This is a genomic window from Ruegeria sp. CDSA236 (genome assembly GCF_059611285.1).
The window spans coordinates 196,492-217,334 of the sequence record NZ_JBXWPG010000004.1 but is presented as its reverse complement, the minus strand read 5'-3'; the positions used below and the strand labels follow the sequence as shown (position 1 = coordinate 217,334).

Here is a 20,843-nt window from a genome sequence, read left to right as displayed (position 1 = left end):
ATTTTAACGCGTGACGCGGAAGCCGCAGCACAATGGCCGCGGCTTCCAATCATGTGATTATTCTTTGATCCACACTTCAACACGGCGGTTGATTGCGCGGCCACGCGGGCTGTCATTGCAGGCCACGGGTTCCAGCTCGCCGTATCCGGATGCCTTCAGCGTTATGCCTTCAAGCTCGCCACCCGTTGCCACTTCGATCAGATGATCCAATGCGGCTTCGGCGCGCTCCTGCGAAATCAGCAGGTTCGAGTCAAAGGGGCCTTTGTTATCTGTAAACCCAACGATAACAACCTCGGTTGGTTTGCTCTCACCCAAGTATTTGATCATCCGTGCCAAATCCCGCTCGGCCTTGTTGTCAAAACGCTTAGAGCCGGGCGCAAAACGGAACGTTGTCGAAAGACGATCATGGGTATTCATGTTTTTCAGAAGGCTCTCGACCAGTTCGGCCTCGTATTCATTTTCACCTTCTTCAAGCTCGGCCGCCAGCCGTTCAGAAGCTCGCTCCTGACTGTCCGCTGTGATCGACAGGTCGATATATCCAGCCTTTGCAACCAGTCCATCCAGCCCGTCAGTGTCCAGAAAATCAACCAATTCACGCGCATAGCCGTCGATATCCGCGCGGTTGTAGACCACAACCCGTTCCTGCAGATAGTATTCTTCGGTCTTGAGGTTAAAGGTGCTCGGGTCCTGAATGATCCCGCAGGTTGTGCGCAGCGGAACAGCGCGCGCCGAGCGCTTGGCCGCATAGTTCACGATACCAAAGCCAGCGACATCTTCCATGATCGCGGTCGTCAATTCGGTTCTGTCATGGACGATACTGGATTCAGTTGTCAGAGATTTGTCCGACTTTTTGAACAGAAGCTTTTCAATGTGGTGATAAGCCTCGGTGTCAGGGTCGAAGGAATACACGTGAATGGGCGCATCGGACCCGCCAACCTCGGACCAGTTTGTAATGTCGCCGGACATGATATCGCGCGCCTGCTTAACGCTCAGATCAGGGATCTGGTTCAAAGGGTTCACGATCATCGCAAATCCGTCCACGGCAATGACGCGTTCCTGATCGAAATCGCGCAGATTTCCACCACCGCCTTCGGATACGATTGAACGATCCGCTTTACCGGCCGGCGTTTCCGAAAAGATGATCGACGCGTCTTTCTTGGCCATCCGCTCGAACAAGCGCGCACCATTCGCCGTATGAATGCCGAACGTGGCAACGTCGTCGCCTTCAAGATCGCTCAGCACCAAGGCAAAGTCATGTTCTTCGCCAAACTTGTGGTCGCCCACATCGACAGTCTCGGTATCAACCGGTTCACCGTTTTCGTCATACAGCTGGGCTTCGGCTTCCAACGCGACCGCGGCATAGCCCTCGGCAATAATCGGAACCAGAACTTCGGCGATTTCGTCCGGTGCGGAAATCTCAAGATCATAGACGTATGTCTGTTCGGTCGGACAGGCTTCGCCCTCACAGGTCACAAGATCTTGGTTGATCACAAACTCGCCAATATCGGTTTCGACCAGATATTTCCCGTCTTTCGACGACAAAAGATTGCCAATAACATCGATATTGCTGTCTTTCCCGACCAGACGCACCTCTTGCGCGAGTGAGCCTGTGGTGATACAACCTGTGATTACAGAGGCGGCGAACAGCCGCTGGAATGTCGAATTTAACATCTTAACTCCTCGAGTTAGCACTCATTTGGTGTTTTTTTGATGCATGTTTTTGTGCATCAAAAGACGCGAATGTGGCTGCACTGCGGTTTGTGGATATGCGTTGCAGAGGTGAATGAGCCAAATCGCGCGATTTACAGTTTCTCGGTGATTGCAATGCCTTGGATTGCAAATATCCCCGAACTCAGGCCCAGGCGTTGCCCAAGCCGCTGATGGTGATCAGGAATCGAGCTTGATTGCCTCTTCGTACAGAAGCGCGGCCCTTTCGGCTTCGATTTCAAGAACGTCCATCTCGGCGCAGAAATGGGTTACATCTGCGACATTCGGAACATCAACACCGTCCAGCTGTTCGACGACGGGCTGCAACTTGACCCAATGCGTCTGCACTTCGGTCAATGCTTCACGCGCAGCTTTGCTTGGCGGTTTGGCGATTGTTATCGAACTGCTACCACCTTCGATCAGCACATCCACGATCTTACCAAACTTCTTGGCGTTCTTTTTGAACTTCTCGTGGTGCTCAACAGTGTCTTTGCCTGTGGCAGCCAGAGCGATCTCTTTGCAGATTTTCTGCGTCAGCATTCGTTGGCGACCCGCAAAGTCCAGCGCAATCGCAAGCGCCAGATCAATGTCCACGTCCCCGTAAGCTTCTTCCAGCTTGCGAACAACATGGTGACAGGCCTTTTCCAGAACCTCGTCATTGTCGACAATCATATGAAGATGTTCGTCATCAACAGACCCGGCCGCGATGATTTCTTCAACCGCTGTGCGATAGGGCGCCCAAAGCGTCTCTACCTCTTTCAGAGCATTGTTGACGGACACAAACCTTTCGCGATCCACACCCGAAGACCCTTTGCCTTCGCGGAACCCCAAAAGGATGTTGTCGAACTCATCATGAGCATGTTGCAGCTCTGCAAGATCTTTTTCCACCTCAGCACCGAGGCTCAAAAGCACAACGGCTTTGGCGACCTTCTCTGTGAGGAAACTCAGCTTATCCGCGGCCAGTATACGGTGTGCTACCTGACCTGCGGCCATTGCCAGTGCATTTCCCCCCACTGGCAATAATGTCGCAACTGTCGCGACTGATGCGCAGTTAACGAAGACTCGTCGATTCATTCTCATTGCAGTTAACCTTACCCCTGTTCACATTTAACCCACCACATTCGAACGTGACCTCTTCTTTCGGGTGGCAATGTGGAACGCCCAAGATCAAATTGTGTTGATTTCGGGACTTACGCCACGTCACCCAAACCGAGCCAAGACTGGTGATTCATAAGGTAGATGGGCCATTTTGTTCGACGCATACGACAGGTCAAAAACAATCCTAACCAACCGGGATCACACAAATCCTTTGTGGAATTGCACCACCGTTTTTGGGTTTGCCCAAGTTAGCAACTGAACATTTTGGTTAATCGAACTGTGACAATTATAAGTTTCGACTTTGCACCCCGTACTGCGCCTTCAGTTGCTGAACCGATCCGCAATACACGTCCAAATCAACCTCTGGGGCAATACCGGACACTCGCTCGTTTGTAGAGTGCTGCCAAAACTCCCATTGCGGAGCATTCGGTGCGGGTCTGGCTGCGTATTCTGCCAGCCAGACCGGGTAGTTCCCGAAACCCGATGTCAGCTCGGTCTCCCAGGTGTTCAGATTGGCATATACCATCGGAACCGTTCCGAAAGCCCTCTGAACGCTGGTAAGCCATTCCAGCGCGAGGCTTCGATAGGCCGCCCCCTGTGCCGTCGGGACGCCTTCAAGATCGAGTGTAAATGGCAGGTGCAGAAGGCCGGATTTTCCAACCGGGCCTTTCGAAAGAACTGCCTGCACTGCATCGACAAAATTCCTGACCTGTGGCTTGGCCGGGTGGCTGATGTGAAGCAGGTGGTAGGCGCCGCACAGGATACCCACCTCATTCGCGCCCAGTACATTTGGCTGAAAATACGCATCCTTGATGCTGACGCTTTCGGTCGCCTTTATCAGCGCAAAAGAAACACCCGAGGCTGCGACTTGCGGCCAGTTGATATCCCGCTGATGATCACTGACATCTATCCCTTTTGCCTGCGCCTTATCTGGCGCCGCTTTGGGAATCTGACCCGATGGTTTGCGAAACGACCTTACAATTTTGCCCAGCCTACATGCCATCAGATCGGCCTTTTCTATCTGTCATAACACCGCATCCAACCGACATTTGATCAGCCAATAGACCGAGATGTTGATTGCGCGGGTCTCGGTCTCGCTGGTCAGGGCCGACCCTTTAACGACGTTGCCCGAATTGGATTGGGGTGTGGGGGCGATAACCGGTTCCGGGCCTAACACTCCGTTTGAAACCGTGCTGTCGCTTTGTTCCAGCACATGTTGGTGTTGCTGGAGCGCAGACAGTTGCAGCGACCCTACCCCGGTATATTTCTGGTTCTTTTTGTCGGTTCGGTACCTCTGGTCCTGATCCTTATCGACTTTCCCGCCGGGGTCGACCCCGCGCAGAAAATAGCCCTGGTAATCAGGCAGTCGAAACTCTCCGTCCTTGCCTTTACCAAACAGATATCCGATGGCGGCAAACAATTCCGGATAAGCGGAAATCAACAGAGGTGAGCCGTCGCAAACCTTCCAGCCATAATGTTGCAGATCAGTGGTCCCGCCCGCCAGCTTTTTGGATTGTCCCAGAAGCTCCCCGGAAAAAGCGATCACCGCGCCAACCGGCATCCCCAATACCCGGCCCGGAGACGGACCCCAGCCTTGTTGCGGCTCAAGCGGTCCGCCAGGAGCATTTGGTCGGGGCGGGGTCGGAAAGCCTGGCGGTCTCATTCTGAATCCGCCTGACCTGGCAGATCACTATCCGCACTCAGCATGCACATATGCGTGGGCACCTGAACCGTCCAGGATTGCGCATTGCCTTCATCGTCTTGTGTATGTTCCGATTTTATCCGGGCCACAATCTCGGCGTCTTCGGGCAAGCAAGGGGCAAGATGGTCTGCATCCGGCCAGATCCGACCGGTGCGCAGGAAATACAGGAAACTGCGCGCGTGCTTTCTGTCGACCGGTGCCAGAATGCGCACACGGTCAGCGCGCAGAAAATCCCGGAACCGCAGGTCGGGTACGGTCTCACGCAGGGCAAGATCCGCGGGGTCGCCTGTCAGATCGCTGACTTCGTCCTCGATATCCATGAATGTGGCGATGTCGGACCACCCGACCGTTTGTTGCAGATAGTGCCGGATACGCGGCTTGGCATAATCCGGGGCCACGGCATCTTTCTCGGACCCGCTGAGGGTCAAGATTTGCTCCTGAGCCGCGGACAGGATTTCCGTCGTCACCGCCTTGTTCAGGAACGCAGGGTTCTGAGCCTCAATCGCAGCCACCTGTTGTTCCAGTTTGCGACGGTATCCCTCTAGCTGCCGCGCATACGCTTCCTTGATCAGCCTATAGGTTTCGAATTGCCAATCGGAATAAGTCTGCGCCGACCGTTGGCACGTCACTTCAAGAGTTGCCGCAAAGAAACCGGTCAATTCGGAATGCAGATGCATTGGTGCAGGATCGGGAACCGGCATATCCGGCGGAGAGTTGGGCTCGGACGATTGTGTGGCTGCGGTTTGCTTGGGGCTGCACAGAATGGTGAACCCAAGCGGATGGCCTTCATCCGCCGGAGAGGTTCCGGTTCCGAACCCTTTATCCAGCTGGGCGCTCAGCACCTGCGCGCCCGAGGCTTGGCTGACAGGCAGGCGCAGTGGCTGCGGTGACTTGTCCGCATGGCCATTTGCACCAGAAGGAGCGGTTTTGCCCCCCGCTTGCTGAGGTTGCAGGGCGACCGACCCCACGATGACATGGGTTTCCGCCGGGGTTCCGACACTCATCACCGAGGCTGTTGCACTGATCGGCTCAAAGCCGCCTGGGATCAACAGGGCGCCTTCTGCCACTGGCGTGTGGCTTTGCACCGTTTGGCTCACCACAAGCTGGGATGGCGGCGCCATGCGGGTCGCCTCCACCCCGAATTCCTGAAAGGCATCAAGGTAAAAAACCTTGCCATCGTCAGTCGAGCCTGCCGTGTCCGTCAGATTCTGAAACCCGGCAATCCCGAACTCAGCTGGCGATTTCGGTGGGCGCAGATCAAGCTGCCAGGACCGGCGGATGTGCCTGACCAGATTCTCGCCTGGGCTGGGGACCATGATCTCAAAAATCAGAACCTCGCCCAGGCTTTTCGTGCGCAGGCGGAAGCTTCTGTTCACCCAGCGATAGATGCCGCGGATATCCGTGCCGTTCCGCCGATTGTCAAAGCGAGTCACATCCGAGTATTCGGTTTCTTCAACTTCGGATACCTCGCGCGTATGGCGCATTTCGCGTGACAGGTTTCGCACCGTTTTCTCGACGATGTCGCGAGCGAATTTCAGGTCGTTTTTCGCAAAGCCTCCGGCTGGCTGCTCTTGCACCCACCAATTCCCGGTAACACTCATCTTATTGCCATCTGTCGGCATTCCGTACTGGGTGTCGTAGGAGTTGACATGCGTGGTCGAGACATGGTCGGCCAACGTCTTTTGCACCTGGTTGATTAGGTCCGAGACCGAGGTATCCTCGTCCCGCCGTGCAATTTTGGTGGTCACATCGGAATGTGCCTCATGGCTTTCGCGGCGCTGCAACCTCCGGTTTCGCGTCTCGCGCATTTCACCGCGCAAGACATTTTCGATACGCTGCACGTCGCCCAATTCATACCCAAGTGGCTGATACCGGATCGAACGGGCAAGCCCGTATGAATAGGCGCGCACCCAGCCGGGCTTTGTCAATTTCAAAGGGATCTGATGATCTGTATCCTTTGCCGCAACCGGCGCAGGCTTTTTCGGCTCGAATATGGAGCCAGGCAAAACCAGCGTCGCATGCATCCAAGCTTTGATCTGTTGCCCGGTGACCGGATCGGTCATCAAACTGGCCTGCCCTCCTTCGGTTGCAGCCAGTGCACGGGTCAGAACGTGATGGGTAGTCAACACCTGAATCAGAACTGCAAGTTCGTCTTTTTGCCAGCCAGCCAGAAGGTTCAGCGCAATAGTGCTTTCCCAGATGCGGGCCAGTTCCTTTTGCGCATCCGGTGCATTTGCCAGAACCTTGAATGCGGCCCATCCGCCCAGACGGGCCTTGATCAGATCTGTGATCTGGGCCAGCGAAAATTCCGGCAGCTCTCGCAGAGCCGGCCACAGTTCAGGGTAAGAACTGAATGGCGGGCCAAGCGTTTCATTCGAGGAGATGTACCCTTTGGGTTTGTTCGGTTCAGCCGCAGGCTGAGCCTTGCCGGATTGCCCCGCATCCGATGCCGGATGGGGCGAACTATCCCCACCTGGTGTTTTGTCGGTGTTCGAGCTTGGATCCACGTAAGTAACCGCCAAAGCCTCCTGCCCTGACCTGTCCCGGGATTTTGAAACAAGGCTTTGCAGGAACACGCTGTTCGCCAGGATCTTTTGCGGAACCTCCATGAAACCCGCATCCAGCGCGCCCGGCGCTATCGACGGCCAGTGTTTCATATAGATGAAGGGGAACAGCTCATCCCAGTGCAGGTTGGCCCCTTGGGTGATCGGGCTCAGCCCTTCGGAATCTGGATCATCGCTGAAAGGATCACTGCCATCTCCTGCGTGATTGTCGCTTGGCTGATCTGGGTCATGCCCGTCATGTCCGCCTGAACCGTTTTGCCCGGTGCCAGAGTTCCCACCATCATCGGCCCCACCCCCTGCCCCGGAATCGGGCGATGGAACATGGCTTGGCTTGCCAAATTCAGACATGAAACCCTGAAAGCGCCAGACACGACCGGTCTCGGGTTCTTGCAGAGCCAAAGCCCCAAGGACCTGCTGGGACAACGGCGTACTCAACCCGCTTTGCCAAGTCAGGGTACCGGTCAACCGCTCACCGGTTTCGAACAGCACATTCAGCGGCGTTCTTTCCTTGTACCTCAGAACAGGGCCGCGCACGGCCTTGCCCGGTGTCTTGGTGAAAAAGAACTGGACGGTCACGAATTCCGGGGGATCGGCACCATGCGGATGGGTTTCGAAATTGGCCACCAACTGGTTACGCAGATCCTCGAACGGCGCATCCATCCAAATGAGTTTAGGGTCCTGGCTGGTCATGCCCGTTAAGCGTCTTCCACCGCTAACACGACCTCAAGCTCGCTGATCGCCTGCAGTGAACCCTTGGTCAGCTTGCTGGATTTCAGGCCACTGATTTCCAGACGTTCGATATCCAGTTGCCAGACATCAACACCGGTATGGATATTGTCAAAAGGCGCGTGCGGAAAGAATGCCTCGATCTCGGTGTATTCATACAGGTTGTCCTGAATCACGGCCAACATCGCCGCTCGAGCCTCGGCCAACACCTCAACCATATAGTCGCGAATGCGGTCCAGATCCGCGTCGGACACTTCGGCGAAATAAACCGCGGATCGCGTGCCATCTTCATCGAAACGGGTCACGACTTCGGTCGCCGGGGCGAGCAATATCTCATGCTCGCCCTCGATTGACACTGGCCCCTTGTCTGCCGCTTCTGGTGGAAGGAACTCGATCAGCGCACCGCAACAATCAATCAGAATTTGTTGGCCGGCTTCGGCAATGAAATTATCATCCTCCCAAAGCTCAATCGCGATTTCAGGATCAACCTGAGCGTATGGCAGAGCATAGCGCCCGCCGCCCTGCAGTTTCTGACCTTCGGGGAAAATTTGCCCCCCATTTCCACGCTGGAAAAAGGTCAGGATAGGTCGACGAAACATCAGAAACCGACCAGAGCGGGTATGTACGAGTGCATAAACCTGAAAGGCCATGTGTCTTCTCCTCCGATATGTTAATTCGGGCTGTCGGTGACTTAGTCCAAACCCAATACGCGACGGACGCGGCTCAGCTCGCGGTCATGAACAGTCAGGGCATCCAGAAACAGAGAGACCGCAACCCGGTTATCCGCAGAATAATGCCCGCCCAGAACATGCTCCAGCGCAGCCGGGCAGTGGTCATAGGCACCCGCGATATTGTCGACGCTCAGCGCGCGCATCCCAGTACGCAGAACCTTGTCGCAATAGGCAGCAAAGCTGGCGTTCAGGTCGTTGATCACGATCCGCTCGGTTTTGGGTGAGGTCGACGGCTTGTACGGCTCGTAAAGTGGCACCCAGCTTTCGGCGCGCCCCAGATGGGTCGAGGTGGGCGGATAGCCATTGGCGGTCATGAACATCGTACAGCCAAAACACGAGGCCAGCTTGGTGGTACAGTCACCAACCGTAATTTCATAAGGCGTGCAATGCGGGCCCAGATGATAGGCCTTGTAGATCGCCTGGATCATACCGTGGGTATAGCCCTTAACGCCTTCGTCCCCGCTTTCATCGACGAAATTCATACCCTGATCAAAGCGCATGATATTGGTGATCTGGTCCGACCGGTTTGTCGCCCCGTGATCGGGTTCCCCTTCCTTCGGAGCATCCTGCGCCAGATCGCCGCCAATGATGCCCCAACCAACGCAGTCATGGTCATGGGTATCGCGACGAACGCGCGGGTTCCACAGGGCAGAATCCTCGGGCGGCAACCACCGAGGGTACCATCCCTCGAAAATATTGTCGTCATGATCGCCCGCATCCAGATCAGGGATATGGAACCGCGCGCTTGGCATCGGACCGACCGGATCGGTGTCGCCTTCGACATTTCCGTTATCGACAAACCCGGTATAGGCCCCCAGCCCGATATACTGATAAGCGGGGTCGCGATCCCTTTGCTTGATCTCATCATATAGCACCTGCCCCTTGTCACTGAGGTGGTGTTCGGGGTGGCGGATATCGCCCTCGGTCGGAGGCTCATGCCCGGCCAAACCATAAACCCCAACGATCACAGCGCCGGTTTTATGATCGACGGCCGTCCCTGCCCTGACCGAATGGCCCTGCATGTCGATTTCCAAAGCGGCCAGCTGTCCGATTTTCTGGGCGGCTTGCTGAAGCTGATCCCATTCGCGGGACCATTTGTCGGGCCTGGGCATCTCGTCAGAAGGTTCCATTGAAAACTGCACATCGACATTGGCGCGGATCTGTTCGATCGAATGACCTACGATGGCGGCGGCAACAATATAGTCCGCCTCACGCTTGGGATCGGCACCGCCGTCGGTCAGAATTCCGGATGTACGTCTGTAAACCATCAATTCACTCCTCCAAAGTTTCGCCCGCTTTGGGCGTCATGAATATTGAATGTCGTAACCAACAAAATTGATCGGATCGGAATTCGGACCCGGCGTGCCGCCATACATGGCGACGCGCATTGCCTGGACCTGGTGCAGATTAAAACTGGCCACACCCGGACCTATTTCCCGGCGGTCGATCCGAAAACCCTGCCGCGTTGTCATATCGGCCGCAAAGTTCAGCCGGTCCGGAGCCCGGAGCACGCATTCTCCCTGCAAAGGCAGGCGGGTTTCGGTCAGGGGAAAGCCGCAGCGCACGACCTGCACCTTGTGCAACCGATGCCCTTTTGGAACCGTGATGGTCAGGTCAATCCCGTCGCCTTTGCGCCGGGGTTCGATCGTTGCCTCGCCACAGACAACTTTGCGATCCACCAGAACATCGGGCGAGATATTGCCCTCGCGAGTGACGAACCTGACCGACAGGGCCAGGTCAATCTGAAAGCTTCGGTACCAGCGATACGGGCATTGCAGAACAACCTGCCAGGTTAACGGCCTAATGTGCTGGTCGTGATCCAAACAGTCCCAGAACAGGCCAACCCTGCGCACATTGGGGTTTAATGATCGGTTCTCAAATACGAGTTGGGTTGTCATCGCGCCACCCTGACGAATCTGTGTTATGAACTCGACGGCGGCGGCGACAGCCTCATGATAAAACCAAGCTGTTGAAACCCCGGCTCCAGGCCGGATTTCAGACGCAACCTCAAGAACTTTCCGTCCGGCTCGCCACTGATTTTGACGTGGCCGACCACTGTGAAATCTGTTTTGCCCTTATCGCCCTTGGACGTTGACGCCTTGGTATCACTGCTGGACTTGGGTTTGGCGGGTTTGGGAACTTCAACCCAGCCATCACTGACCGCAAGAGCCTGAATTTTGGATGAAACCCCGTCCTTAGAATATGTGTAGTCAGTGAAGGTGACGGTTACGTCCTCAAATTTCCCGGCATCGTCCACCTTGTACTGGACCGAAATCTGAAGCCCGTTATAGGGGGGCTTGTTGCGCCCGGTCTTATGGAAATCGCCAGATTGCCAAACCTGTTTGATGGGCTTCAAACTGTCTTTCTTGTCCGCGTCATCCTTGGGTTTCGAATCCGGCTTTTTGGGATTCGCGGGCTTTACCGGCGTCGGGGTATCAGCGGCAGCCTTCTGATCGCTGTCTTCGTCGCCCTTAGACCGTTTGCGTTTTAGGGCGATTGTTGTGTCGGCAGTTTTGGTCATGACACACCTCCTCTTTCCATAGCTCCGTCAAGCGGTGTGCATCCTGCGGCGCGTGATTCGCCGCAGGGCGCGTTTACGCATTGATGTTTGCCAGCTGGAAATCGAAGGGGGTAGAGTTTTTGCCAGGCCCGCCGCCCGACATCACGATATCAGCGCTTTGGATGCCGAACAGATTGATCTCGGTGTTGATCTGACTGATGATCGCCGAGTCCATGACCTGGCCCTCTTCGATCTGCGACACCACGCCGATATAGATGGTCGGGTGGAACTGAAAGACGCCCTTCTGCCCCGGCGCAAGGTTGGTCTTGGCGGCCAGAAGTTTACCTTCGCGATAGATATTCGCGTTGATCGATCCCATGGTCAGGTTGTTGCGCAGCTCGACCTCATTCGGCGACGTTGCCGGGGTCTTGGCTAGGCGCAAGATATCCCCGCTGGTGTCTTTGACCATTTCGTAGGCCTGACCGTCATAGGCCGTCATCTGCGGCGTATAGTTCCCATAGCTGTCCGAGGCCGAAACCTGAAACTTCAGCGGGTATTTGAAGGGGTGATAATCCAGACGCCCCAGGTTTTTGATGACTTTCCACGCGATAGCGAGTTCGCCGAAATCTTCGGCCACGTTTTGCTGGAAAATAACGATCGATGAATTATTGGCATCATCCGAGTGATTGACCAATCTGAGTTGAATATTTTCGGTAACCAATTTCAGATTCCTTCCATTAGCGGTTCTTGTCGAGAACGACGAAATCGTGAATCAATGCTAGCTGAGAACTCTGTAATTCGATCTTTGCAGGAATCATCATTTCCTTTGATCTTTGCACTGTTAGACCCCTGCCCGCGGTAACCGGTGCACACTTTGGCCAGCCTCGCGCGCGCAGGAGCATGCTCATCCAGGACGTGTTTTGGGTGAGGCTTAGTTCATCGAATTGCGATAGCGCCGATACTCCGACGGCGAGACGTCGAATTCCCGTTTGAACGCGGTCGAAAAGTTATTCGCATCCTCGTAGCCAACCTTGAAGGCGATGTCCTGAATGCTGTGCTGCCCCTCAAGAACCAGGGCCGCTGCATAGTTCAACCTGTAGCGCCGAAACCAAGCCATGGGGCCAACACCGAACTCTTCCTTGAACCGCTTGGACAAGGTGTTCCGGTTTGACCCGACCACTTGCGCCAAGGCGTCAATGCCGCCGGCAAATTCGGGCTCGGTAGAAAGGAAATTACAAGCAGCATTGACCAACGTATCTTTTGAAAAGTACTCGGCAGAGACATCCTGTTTCATCAATGCTTGCGCCGCACTGAATCTGTGCTGGATTTCGCTGGTGACAAATGGATAGGCAATATAGTCGCTGTATCCTTGCGAATATACTTCGGCACGTGCCGTCGACAAACCCAGGTTGATCAGTGCAAAACTGTGCTGGCGCTTATGCGACCCGGCAGGTTTTGGGGCATTGGCCGGCACAAAACGCTTCAGGCACTGACGTACAACGATTGCTTTTTCATGGTAAGAAATGCCTGTGCTTTCTGCATCGTTCGACACGCGGTATCCCATAGACCTTTCAACTATGCTGCGAAATTCGGACAAAAGGCGCGGTGTAAACTCCAAGCAGATCACTCGGTCACGATCATAAGGACTATGCATAAAATTCCCCATCCAAAAAACTTCTGAAAATTTTGTAGGGCGCCACGCAGAGTGCGACCTCTGCTGATCTGAAAAATCAACTTGAGTCGCTGAGCCGCCACCACAACTTTTGATTGAGTACAAAAGGTCTGGGAACTTCTGTTAACTTATTCACATATTGCATTATTAGACCAATCCAATACGGCATTAACCATAAATGAATGGCAAATTGCCAAGGGTTCTCCTTGCTAGCCAGACCAAGCTATGCCTTCTTCTGCCAACGCAATGGGAGACATGGCAGATGAGCGAAGCGGTCAATCTGACACTGGATGAAATACGAAACCTAAGCCTGAACATCCTGTCCGGATCCGGATACGGGCCGGACCATGCAGCGGCCATCGCGGATATGCTGGTCACCTGTCAGATTGATGATTGCCAGTCGCACGGCCTGTTCCGACTGTTCATGTGCAATGACACCATGAAGGCAGGCAAGATTGACGGAAATGTCTCGCCAGCCATTACCCAATCGGATAACGCCATCGTTCGGGTCGATGCTCGCGGAGGTATGTCCCTGCTGGCATTTCATGAGGCACTTCCAATTCTGATCGAGAAAACCCGAACCCATGGTATTGCAGCCATGGCCATCAATCGCTGTTTTCATTTCTCTGCCCTCTGGCCCGAAGTGGAGCGGCTATCTGCTGCCGGCCTTGCGGCGATGGCGATGGTACCAAGCCATTCCTGGGTTGCCCCTGCCGGCGGCACCCGCGGTTCGTTGGGCACCAACCCGCTGGCCTTCAGCTGGCCGCGACAGGGCAAGGATCCCTTCACCTTTGACTTCGCAACAAGCGCCTTTGCCCGTGGCGAAATCGAACTCTATCGCCGCGCAGGCAAGCCCCTGCCCGATGGCGTAGCAATCGATAAGGACGGCAACCCAACCAACGATCCGCAGGCTGCGATGGAGGGTGCGATGTTGACCTTCGGCAGCTACAAGGGTTCGGCCCTGTCCATCATGATCGAACTCTTGGCCGGTCCGTTGATCGACGACCTGACCAGTCTGGAGAGCATGGAGTTTGCCGGCAACTCAGGCGGCGCCCCCTATCATGGTGAAATCCTTCTGGCCTTCGATCCGAGGCATTTCAGCGGTGGCCGCATAGACCCGAATGATGCAAGGGCAGAACGCCTGTTCGCTGACATCACCGATCAGGGCGCGCGCCTGCCATCGCAACGCCGGTTTGCCGCCCGGGCCCGCAACATCGAACGCGGATATGTTGAGATTGCCAAAACCCTCTATGACGATCTGCAAGAGTTGGCCCAACAGATTTAGCCCCCTTCCCCTCAGCAAAGCAGCTGGCTAAGAAGTCTCTCCGAACGACTGTCAGGAGGCCCCATTGGACCGCATCGCCCGCACCATCGCCACCGAGATCAACGCCCGACCCGATCAGGTAGGGGCCGCAGTAAAATTGTTGGACGAAGGCGCGACTGTGCCCTTTGTTGCGCGCTACCGCAAAGAAGCGACAGGTGGTTTGGACGATACCCAACTGCGCACCCTGTCAGAACGCCTGACCTATCTGCGCGAATTGGACGCCCGTCGCGCAACCATCCTGAATTCGATCAAGGATCAAGGCAAGCTGACAGTCGATCTTGCAAATTCCATTGCGCTGGCTGACACCAAAGCACAGCTGGAAGACATCTACCTGCCCTACAAACCCAAGCGGCGCACCAAGGCAATGATCGCACGCGAGAACGGGTTGGAACCTCTGGCTGACGCAATTCTTGCAGACCGGTCTGTCGATCCCGATACCCTTGCCCAATCCTACCTGTCCGAGGCCGTTCCGACCGGCAAGGATGCCCTGAACGGTGCTCGCGACATTGTCACCGAACGACTAACCGAAAACGCCACCCTGTTAGGCGAACTGCGCAGCTTCATGCAGCGCGAGGCGCTGCTGACCTCGAAGGTGATTGATGGCAAACAACAGGATGGCGCGAAATTCAGCGACTATTTCGACCATTCCGAGCTGTGGGCCAAAACGCCGTCTCATCGGGCTTTGGCGATGCTTCGCGCGTCAAAAGAGGGCATCGTGACATTGGACATCGCGCCGGACCCCGAGACCGGCGCTGCTCGGGCGGAAGCGATCGTCGCATCACATCTGCTAACCCGCACGGATTCAACTGCCGATACTTGGTTACGCAAGGTGGCCGGTTGGACCTGGAGGGTAAAGCTCTCGCTGACGATGATGGTTGACCTGATGGCCGACCTTCGCAGCCGTGCCCAGGACGAGGCGATTTCCGTTTTCTCTCGCAATCTCAAAGACTTACTATTCTCTGCGCCAGCTGGCGCCCGCCCAACCTTGGGGCTGGACCCTGGAATACGAACAGGTGTCAAAGCAGCGGTTGTCGATGCAACTGGCAAAGTGGTTGCAACTGAAACAATTTACCCGTTCCAACCCAAGAATGACCTTCGAGGCGCGCAGGCCACAATCCTGCGCCTGATCGCCCAGCACGGCATTGAGCTTGTTGCAATCGGCAACGGAACAGCCAGCCGCGAAACCGAAAAGCTGGTCGGCGACACGCTCGGAGATTTGCCCAAAACCGTCACTCCTCCCACCAAAGTCGTGGTCTCGGAAGCCGGAGCATCGGTCTATTCCGCATCCGAACTGGCCGCCCGAGAGTTCCCGGACCTGGATGTTTCCCTTAGGGGCGCAGTTTCAATCGCCCGTCGTTTACAGGACCCCTTGGCGGAACTGGTCAAGATCGAACCCAAATCCATCGGGGTCGGGCAATATCAGCACGATGTGGATCAATATAAGCTTTCGCAATCATTGGCATCTGTCATTGAAGACGTTGTGAACGCCGTTGGCGTTGATCTGAATACTGCTTCTGCCCCATTGCTGTCGCATGTGTCCGGGTTGGGCCCGGGGCTGGCAGAATCCATCGTGTTGCACCGCGACATGAATGGTGCCTTTCAATCTCGTTCAGAGTTGCTGAAGGTGGCGCGCCTTGGTCCCCGCGCGTTCGAACAATGCGCGGGTTTTTTGAGAATACGCGATGGGGCCGAGCCCCTTGATGCGTCTTCCGTGCACCCCGAGGCTTATTCCGTGGCCCGACGCGTTGTCGCCGCATGTGGGCGGGATATTCGGCAAATCCTGGGGAATGAAGGCGCCCTGAAAGGCCTGCGCGCCGAACAGTTTGTTAACGACAGTTTTGGCCTGCCCACGGTTCAGGACATATTCTCCGAGCTTGAAAAACCCGGTCGTGATCCCCGGCCACATTTCAAAACTGCCTCGTTCGCTGATGGCGTGGAAGAGATCAGCGATTTGAAACCTGGAATGACCCTGGAGGGCACAGTTACCAATGTTGCGGCATTCGGTGCTTTTGTTGATATCGGTGTTCATCAGGACGGGTTGGTGCATATCAGCCAACTGGCAGATCGGTTTGTCAAAGATCCCCATGATGTCGTCAAAGCGGGCCAGGTAGTTAAGGTACGGGTCGTCGAGGTGGATGCGCCGCGAAAACGCATCGGTCTGACGATGCGCAAGGATGGTGGCATTGAAACCCGGCAAAAGCGCGTTCAAGACAGCGACCAAACGCGGCAAAGCCATACAAAACAAAAAGAATCACAACGCGCAAAAAATGGCAATAATGCGCAGCAGGGGGCACTTGCAGATGCACTGAAATCTGCGTTCAAAAAACAATAATCTGCTAAAGGGTGTGCACCCCCCTGCCCTTACCGCGATCAGTCGAAAGCGTCTGGCTCTAGTTCTTGCCAGAATTCGAAGATTGCGGTTGCGTTCAGCCCCGAGCGCCACGCATGCGCTCGGAAATGCTCGCGGTCAAGGTCGTTGTCTAGACCGGCAAGAAACAGTCTTTTATCTGCGTCCCTCTGTGTCGGGTTTCGCCGCGAAACCAGCTCTTCTACGATCGAGAGTTTCCGCGCCCGCTCCTCCCGCTCGGCTACCCGTTCGGCATAGGCTTTGTCTTCAACCGCCACTTGGGCCTGCCTCGCCTGCGCTTCTTCCAGTGCTTCGGGGCTGGGCTTCGCTGGCTGTTCCGGTTCAGGTGGCTGATAGTCATCGCGCAATGCGGCCGACAGATAGCCCAATGTGGATTTCACTCCGCCCTTTTGCCTTACGTAATCAAGTTTCTGCGCAACGTAGTCTTCACCATGTTCGGAAATCCACTGTCGGGCCAAACGGTCCGAGACCCCTTGATCACGTAGCTTCGTGTACACCTGCATATTCCGAGCACCGTCGCTGTCATCAATTTCGAACATCGCCTTTTGCGGGTTTCCCTTAATCCGAAAGCGAATATCGGTGACCGTCCGGCCTTTCTTTTGGAACTCGGGTTCGATCAGAATGTCCGAGCTTTTGTTCACCTCGGCAACCGCCGGCTTGATGATCTTGGCGTTGAGATGTTTGAAGCTGGTATAATAGTCGCTGCCATCTACCCCCATGAGCTTTCGGAAAACGTCCAAGGCCCACCAACCGGTCGAACCGATGCGCACAAAGCGATAGCAGTTTTCATACAGTGCCAATCCGTGCCCGGAACTAAAGTTGCGCTGAATCTGAACGTTGATCAGCGCATAGATTTTGGGATCATACAGCTTCTGCGCCAGCGCCGGTGAGTAGGCATATTCACAAACACCATTCTTGAGCTTGGCAAAACTCAGCAGAGAGGAAACACCCCATTCCTGACGCCCCTGCTCATCCAACATGTCCCATTCAGCGACAGTCTCGGCCAGGGCGCGCAGGCTTGCACGCAAGGTATCAAAATCGTTCGAGTTATAGCCGACCATCATCGCCAGAGTTCGTGCATCGATGGTATGGGTCTGTGCAGATGTCAGCGCATCATAGGCATTGAGAAGCAGGACATTCGACAGCTTGCGCTGAAGCAATGTCAACTTACCGCTGATGTGAATCGCGGCGACGTTCTTTTTCACCGTTTCCCTTCGCAAGGCTCCGGATAGGTGATCCATGTCTATTTGTGTTTCCGGCATGATTCTGCCTGACTGCTCTTTTTTGCATTTCTGCCATGAAAGGTACCTATCAATCAACTTCTATTAGGTGCCCAAATACAGGATCAGGCTCATCCCGAAAACGGGTACCCTAAACAGATATACCGAAACTTATCCCCAGACCCATCATCGCGAGCCCGTCATAAGAACGACTCAGACAGGATCGAACGTACTAGAAACGGCTTTGTAAGTGTCTAATAGCGTCGAAGATCCACGTCCCTGCGAATCGGTGCCCTTGTTCCTGTCGAATGGTTCCCTTGGTCCCGTATCTGGGCACCTTTGATCCCGGAATCGGATACCCTAGGAACTGTAAATGGGTCCCTAAGGTGATCTAACTTGTTGTTATAATTATCATATTCTTAATCTAAATCTCTTAAAGACTCTATAAATAATAAACTCTTTGTTGGCGTGCTCTCTCATTTTTCTAGAGTTTCGTGGCGAAACCCAGCCTTGCGCGCAAAAACTGTGGAAAACTTCCGATCGCAGGATAGCTTTAGAAGATAATGTTCGCTACATTCCTAAATATACGCCGCTAAGGCGAACATCTTCTGAGGCAACGACAGTGAACAAATCAAACCAACCTCCGCTACCGCCATATCTGAATCTTGATCCCGCAACAGCGGCCGGGAAGTTACCTGATCCTATAGGAACCTCTCGATTCGCAAAAGCAGCGGCATTCTGCGCCAAAGGCCGTGAGGATCTTGCTCGCCGAGGTTATGCTCCTGATGGGGAAAAGCGGCTGCGTAGGTTTTCAATTTGGGAAATAACTAAGTACCTAATTCCGGTTGCACCTGCGCATCTCCGCCGTGTCCTCAAAGCACATCCTGATCTTCCTCAAGGCGAGGGTGAAGCCGGTTCAAAATGGTTCACTTTGGAAGAGGTCCTGACCTTGCGCCAGCATTTTGCGGCTGAAGGCGTCAGCACGAAGGAGTATCTCCCCTACCGGCCTGAAGGGCTTCCGGCAAAGGTTGTTTCCGTTGCAAATTTCAAAGGCGGTGTTGGAAAAACCTCGACCGCCGCCCATCTGGCCATGTCCGCCGCCTTGGACGGATACAAAGTTCTGGTCATCGACCTCGACAGCCAAGGATCCATGACGTCGATCCTTGGCGGGTCCGTCGCAGATGAATGGCAAACTGTGTTCCCCTTGATCGCGAAGGACTATGCTCGGGCGGTGCAGGAGGAAAACCGCGTGCGCAATGCGGCAGGTCAACCTAAAATTCCATTGGATGAGACCTTGCAAGAGGCGCTTAAAACGACCCCTGGCGATGTAATTCAGAACACCCATTGGCCAAATATTGATCTGATAGGTGCGCAGTTGAACCTTTACTGGGCCGAGTTCCAGATCCCAGTGTGGAGGATGGGGCTGAGAAGTTGGCCTTTGTGGGACGGCCTGACCAATTTCCTCGAGGATGAAGGTATCCTCAACGATTATGACATCGTCTTTCTCGATACGCCTCCTGCACTTGGGTACCTTACGATCAATGCACTGGCTGCAGCAGATATCCTTCTGGTTCCGCTTGGAGCTTCGTTTCTGGAGTTTGATTCAACGGGTCGGTTCTTTGACATGCTCTATACGACCTTTGCCAGTATCGAGGATGGTGAAAACACGGCACAACGCGCAGCTGGCTTGCCTGAGCTCAAGTTCGAATGGGATGTTGTACGCGCAATCATCACCCGGTTTGATGCCAGTCAGCAAACAGACATGGCGAACGTAATTCAGGCCTATTTCGGGGATTTCATGAATGCCTACCGGCAGGACTATACTGCTTTGGTCGGGCAGGCTGGTGAGCAGGTGAATGGGATCTACGAAGCCGACTACCGTGATTTTAACCGGGATACGTATGTTCGGGGTCGGGAAACGTTTGACCGGACTTACGCAGAATTCAAAGAGGTTCTGATCGGTTGCTGGTGGCGCGACGCTCAGATGGGAGGAGAGGCAGATGGCTAAACGCAGAAGACTGACCGCACCGGACACAACAGAGCTCGAACAGCTTGAAGCGGGTTTCGCCGCGAAACCGTCGATCAGCCCGTTTGAAGCAAGCTCGTCCGCACCTCCAATAGCTCAGGTTGCGGCGGAGGCCGCTACCTTGGGTGGCATGGCGTCCGTGACAGACAGAGTCGCTTTGGCCCAGGACCAAGGTGATGCAGCTCGATGGCGCGATGCACAAACCGCCGGTTTGATTGCGGAAAAAATATCGCTGGATCAGATTGATCCGGATTTCATCCGCCGTGACCGGATGGTTGAAGACGAAGAAGCCATGGCGGAACTGTTGGAATCGCTGCGCGTTCACGGCTTGAGAACGCCAATCGAGGTGAGCCGGGTCGGTGACAGTTTTGGCCTGATCTCGGGCTATCGGCGTCTGGAGGCCTTCAAGCGGCTGTCCCAAAGTGATGCTCGGTTCATCGAGATTCCTGCATTTGTCCGTGAGGCTGGAACAGGGCAGGGCGCTTACGTCTCGATGGTGGAAGAGAATGAGCTGCGCTCGAACCTCAGCCCTTATGAACGCGGGCGCGTCGCGGTTCTGGCGGCGGGGCAGGGGGTTTTTGCTTCAACCGAGGCCGCTGTCGATGTGCTTTTTGCTGCAGCGTCCAAAGCCAAACGGTCCAAGGTCCGTAGCTTTGCTATGGTGCATGAAGCGTTGGGGGATTTGCTGCAACATCCCGTGTCGTTGTCAGAAAAGGCCGGGCTCAAGCTTGCTTCGGCATTGCGGGACGGGGCACAAACCAGATTGCGCCAGGCATTGGCTGGCGCCGGCCCGTTGGATTCCAAATCCGAATGGGGTCTGCTTGAAGCTGCGATCAAGGGCGTGCCGGACGCGGAAAAAGCAAAATCGCGCGGCGGGCGCCCGCAGCAGGTGCAACGCTTGACACCGGTTATCATTCCCACAGGCGGCACAATTCAGGCCGAGGTGACATCTGGGGAACTCCGCCTCAGGATACGCGGGAGGGAAATTTCAGTTGATGAGGCTCAAAACCTGATCGACCAGATTGGCAACCATCTGGGTTAGTCCTGTGACGAGACCGGGATAGGTCGGTCTCGTCGTCAAAAAAATCAAAGAGCTGACTGGATTGGTTCGCAGAGGCGAATTCTACTACTGTCAAGGTAATGATCAAAATGAGGAATAAATGATCATTATGGATTCAAGATCCTTTGGAGGTGCTCGCTAGAGG

16 protein-coding genes are annotated in these 20,843 nt (G+C 55.0%); 4 read left to right on the top strand and 12 right to left on the bottom strand.

Going from position 1 to position 20,843, the window contains the following annotated elements; translation table 11 throughout:
- Positions 1-57 precede the first annotated feature (57 nt).
- The 11 genes from AC2FLB_RS08955 to AC2FLB_RS08905 form a co-directional block, all read right to left on the bottom strand.
- Positions 58-1,671 (bottom strand): phosphate ABC transporter substrate-binding/OmpA family protein, encoded by a 1,614-nt coding sequence (locus tag AC2FLB_RS08955; protein ID WP_496702397.1) that lies wholly within the window; start codon positions 1,669-1,671, stop codon positions 58-60.
- Positions 1,672-1,887: 216 nt separating this feature from the next.
- Entirely contained in the window at positions 1,888-2,721 is an 834-nt protein-coding gene (locus tag AC2FLB_RS08950) for a type IV pili methyl-accepting chemotaxis transducer N-terminal domain-containing protein (protein ID WP_496709093.1), read from the bottom strand.
- A 370-nt stretch (positions 2,722-3,091) separates the two neighbouring features.
- Positions 3,092-3,808, bottom strand: a complete 717-nt coding sequence (locus AC2FLB_RS08945; protein ID WP_496709092.1) for a glycoside hydrolase family 25 protein — start codon at positions 3,806-3,808, stop codon at positions 3,092-3,094.
- 21 nt (positions 3,809-3,829) lie between these two features.
- Complete coding sequence (locus tag AC2FLB_RS08940; protein ID WP_496702479.1) at positions 3,830-4,468, bottom strand: tail fiber protein; 639 nt, start codon at positions 4,466-4,468, stop codon at positions 3,830-3,832.
- The gene (locus AC2FLB_RS08935; protein ID WP_496709091.1) at positions 4,465-7,761 is read right to left on the bottom strand and encodes a hypothetical protein; all 3,297 of its coding nucleotides are present in this window, start codon (positions 7,759-7,761) and stop codon (positions 4,465-4,467) included. Before AC2FLB_RS08935 ends, AC2FLB_RS08940 begins: the two co-directional genes overlap by 4 nt.
- A 5-nt stretch (positions 7,762-7,766) precedes the next feature.
- On the bottom strand, positions 7,767-8,447 hold the full coding sequence (locus AC2FLB_RS08930; protein WP_496691403.1) for a hypothetical protein: 681 nt from the start codon (positions 8,445-8,447) through the stop codon (positions 7,767-7,769).
- A gap of 41 nt (positions 8,448-8,488) precedes the next feature.
- Positions 8,489-9,796 carry a hypothetical protein gene (locus tag AC2FLB_RS08925; protein ID WP_496709090.1) on the bottom strand — a complete coding sequence of 436 codons (1,308 nt, stop codon included), beginning with the start codon at positions 9,794-9,796 and terminating at the stop codon, positions 8,489-8,491.
- A gap of 36 nt (positions 9,797-9,832) precedes the next feature.
- Entirely contained in the window at positions 9,833-10,426 is a 594-nt protein-coding gene (locus AC2FLB_RS08920) for a hypothetical protein (protein ID WP_496709089.1), read from the bottom strand.
- A 23-nt stretch (positions 10,427-10,449) separates the two neighbouring features.
- Positions 10,450-11,049 (bottom strand): hypothetical protein, encoded by a 600-nt coding sequence (locus AC2FLB_RS08915; protein WP_496709088.1) that lies wholly within the window; start codon positions 11,047-11,049, stop codon positions 10,450-10,452.
- A 73-nt stretch (positions 11,050-11,122) separates the two neighbouring features.
- Entirely contained in the window at positions 11,123-11,749 is a 627-nt protein-coding gene (locus AC2FLB_RS08910; RefSeq protein ID WP_142640307.1) for a hypothetical protein, read from the bottom strand.
- A 210-nt stretch (positions 11,750-11,959) separates the two neighbouring features.
- The gene (locus AC2FLB_RS08905; RefSeq protein ID WP_282021703.1) at positions 11,960-12,580 is read right to left on the bottom strand and encodes a helix-turn-helix transcriptional regulator; all 621 of its coding nucleotides are present in this window, start codon (positions 12,578-12,580) and stop codon (positions 11,960-11,962) included.
- Between the two features lie 382 nt (positions 12,581-12,962).
- Between AC2FLB_RS08905 and AC2FLB_RS08900 the strand changes: the two genes are divergently transcribed.
- Positions 12,963-13,985, top strand: coding sequence for an Ldh family oxidoreductase (locus AC2FLB_RS08900; RefSeq protein WP_496702413.1), 1,023 nt, complete (start codon positions 12,963-12,965; stop codon positions 13,983-13,985).
- A 64-nt stretch (positions 13,986-14,049) separates the two neighbouring features.
- Positions 14,050-16,356, top strand: a complete 2,307-nt coding sequence (locus AC2FLB_RS08895) for a Tex family protein (protein ID WP_496709087.1) — start codon at positions 14,050-14,052, stop codon at positions 16,354-16,356.
- A gap of 38 nt (positions 16,357-16,394) precedes the next feature.
- Here AC2FLB_RS08895 and AC2FLB_RS08890 read toward each other — a convergent pair whose 3' ends face one another.
- A complete protein-coding gene (locus tag AC2FLB_RS08890; RefSeq protein WP_496691398.1) occupies positions 16,395-17,654 on the bottom strand; it encodes a replication initiation protein in 1,260 nt (419 codons plus the stop codon).
- Positions 17,655-18,234: 580 nt separating this feature from the next.
- Between AC2FLB_RS08890 and AC2FLB_RS08885 the strand changes: the two genes are divergently transcribed.
- Together AC2FLB_RS08885 and AC2FLB_RS08880 are read left to right on the top strand one after the other, a co-directional pair.
- Positions 18,235-19,620 (top strand): AAA family ATPase, encoded by a 1,386-nt coding sequence (locus AC2FLB_RS08885; protein ID WP_496709086.1) that lies wholly within the window; start codon positions 18,235-18,237, stop codon positions 19,618-19,620.
- Positions 19,613-20,680 carry a ParB/RepB/Spo0J family partition protein gene (locus AC2FLB_RS08880; RefSeq protein WP_496709085.1) on the top strand — a complete coding sequence of 356 codons (1,068 nt, stop codon included), beginning with the start codon at positions 19,613-19,615 and terminating at the stop codon, positions 20,678-20,680. The genes AC2FLB_RS08885 and AC2FLB_RS08880 overlap by 8 nt, the downstream gene beginning before the upstream one ends.
- Positions 20,681-20,843 lie beyond the last annotated feature (163 nt).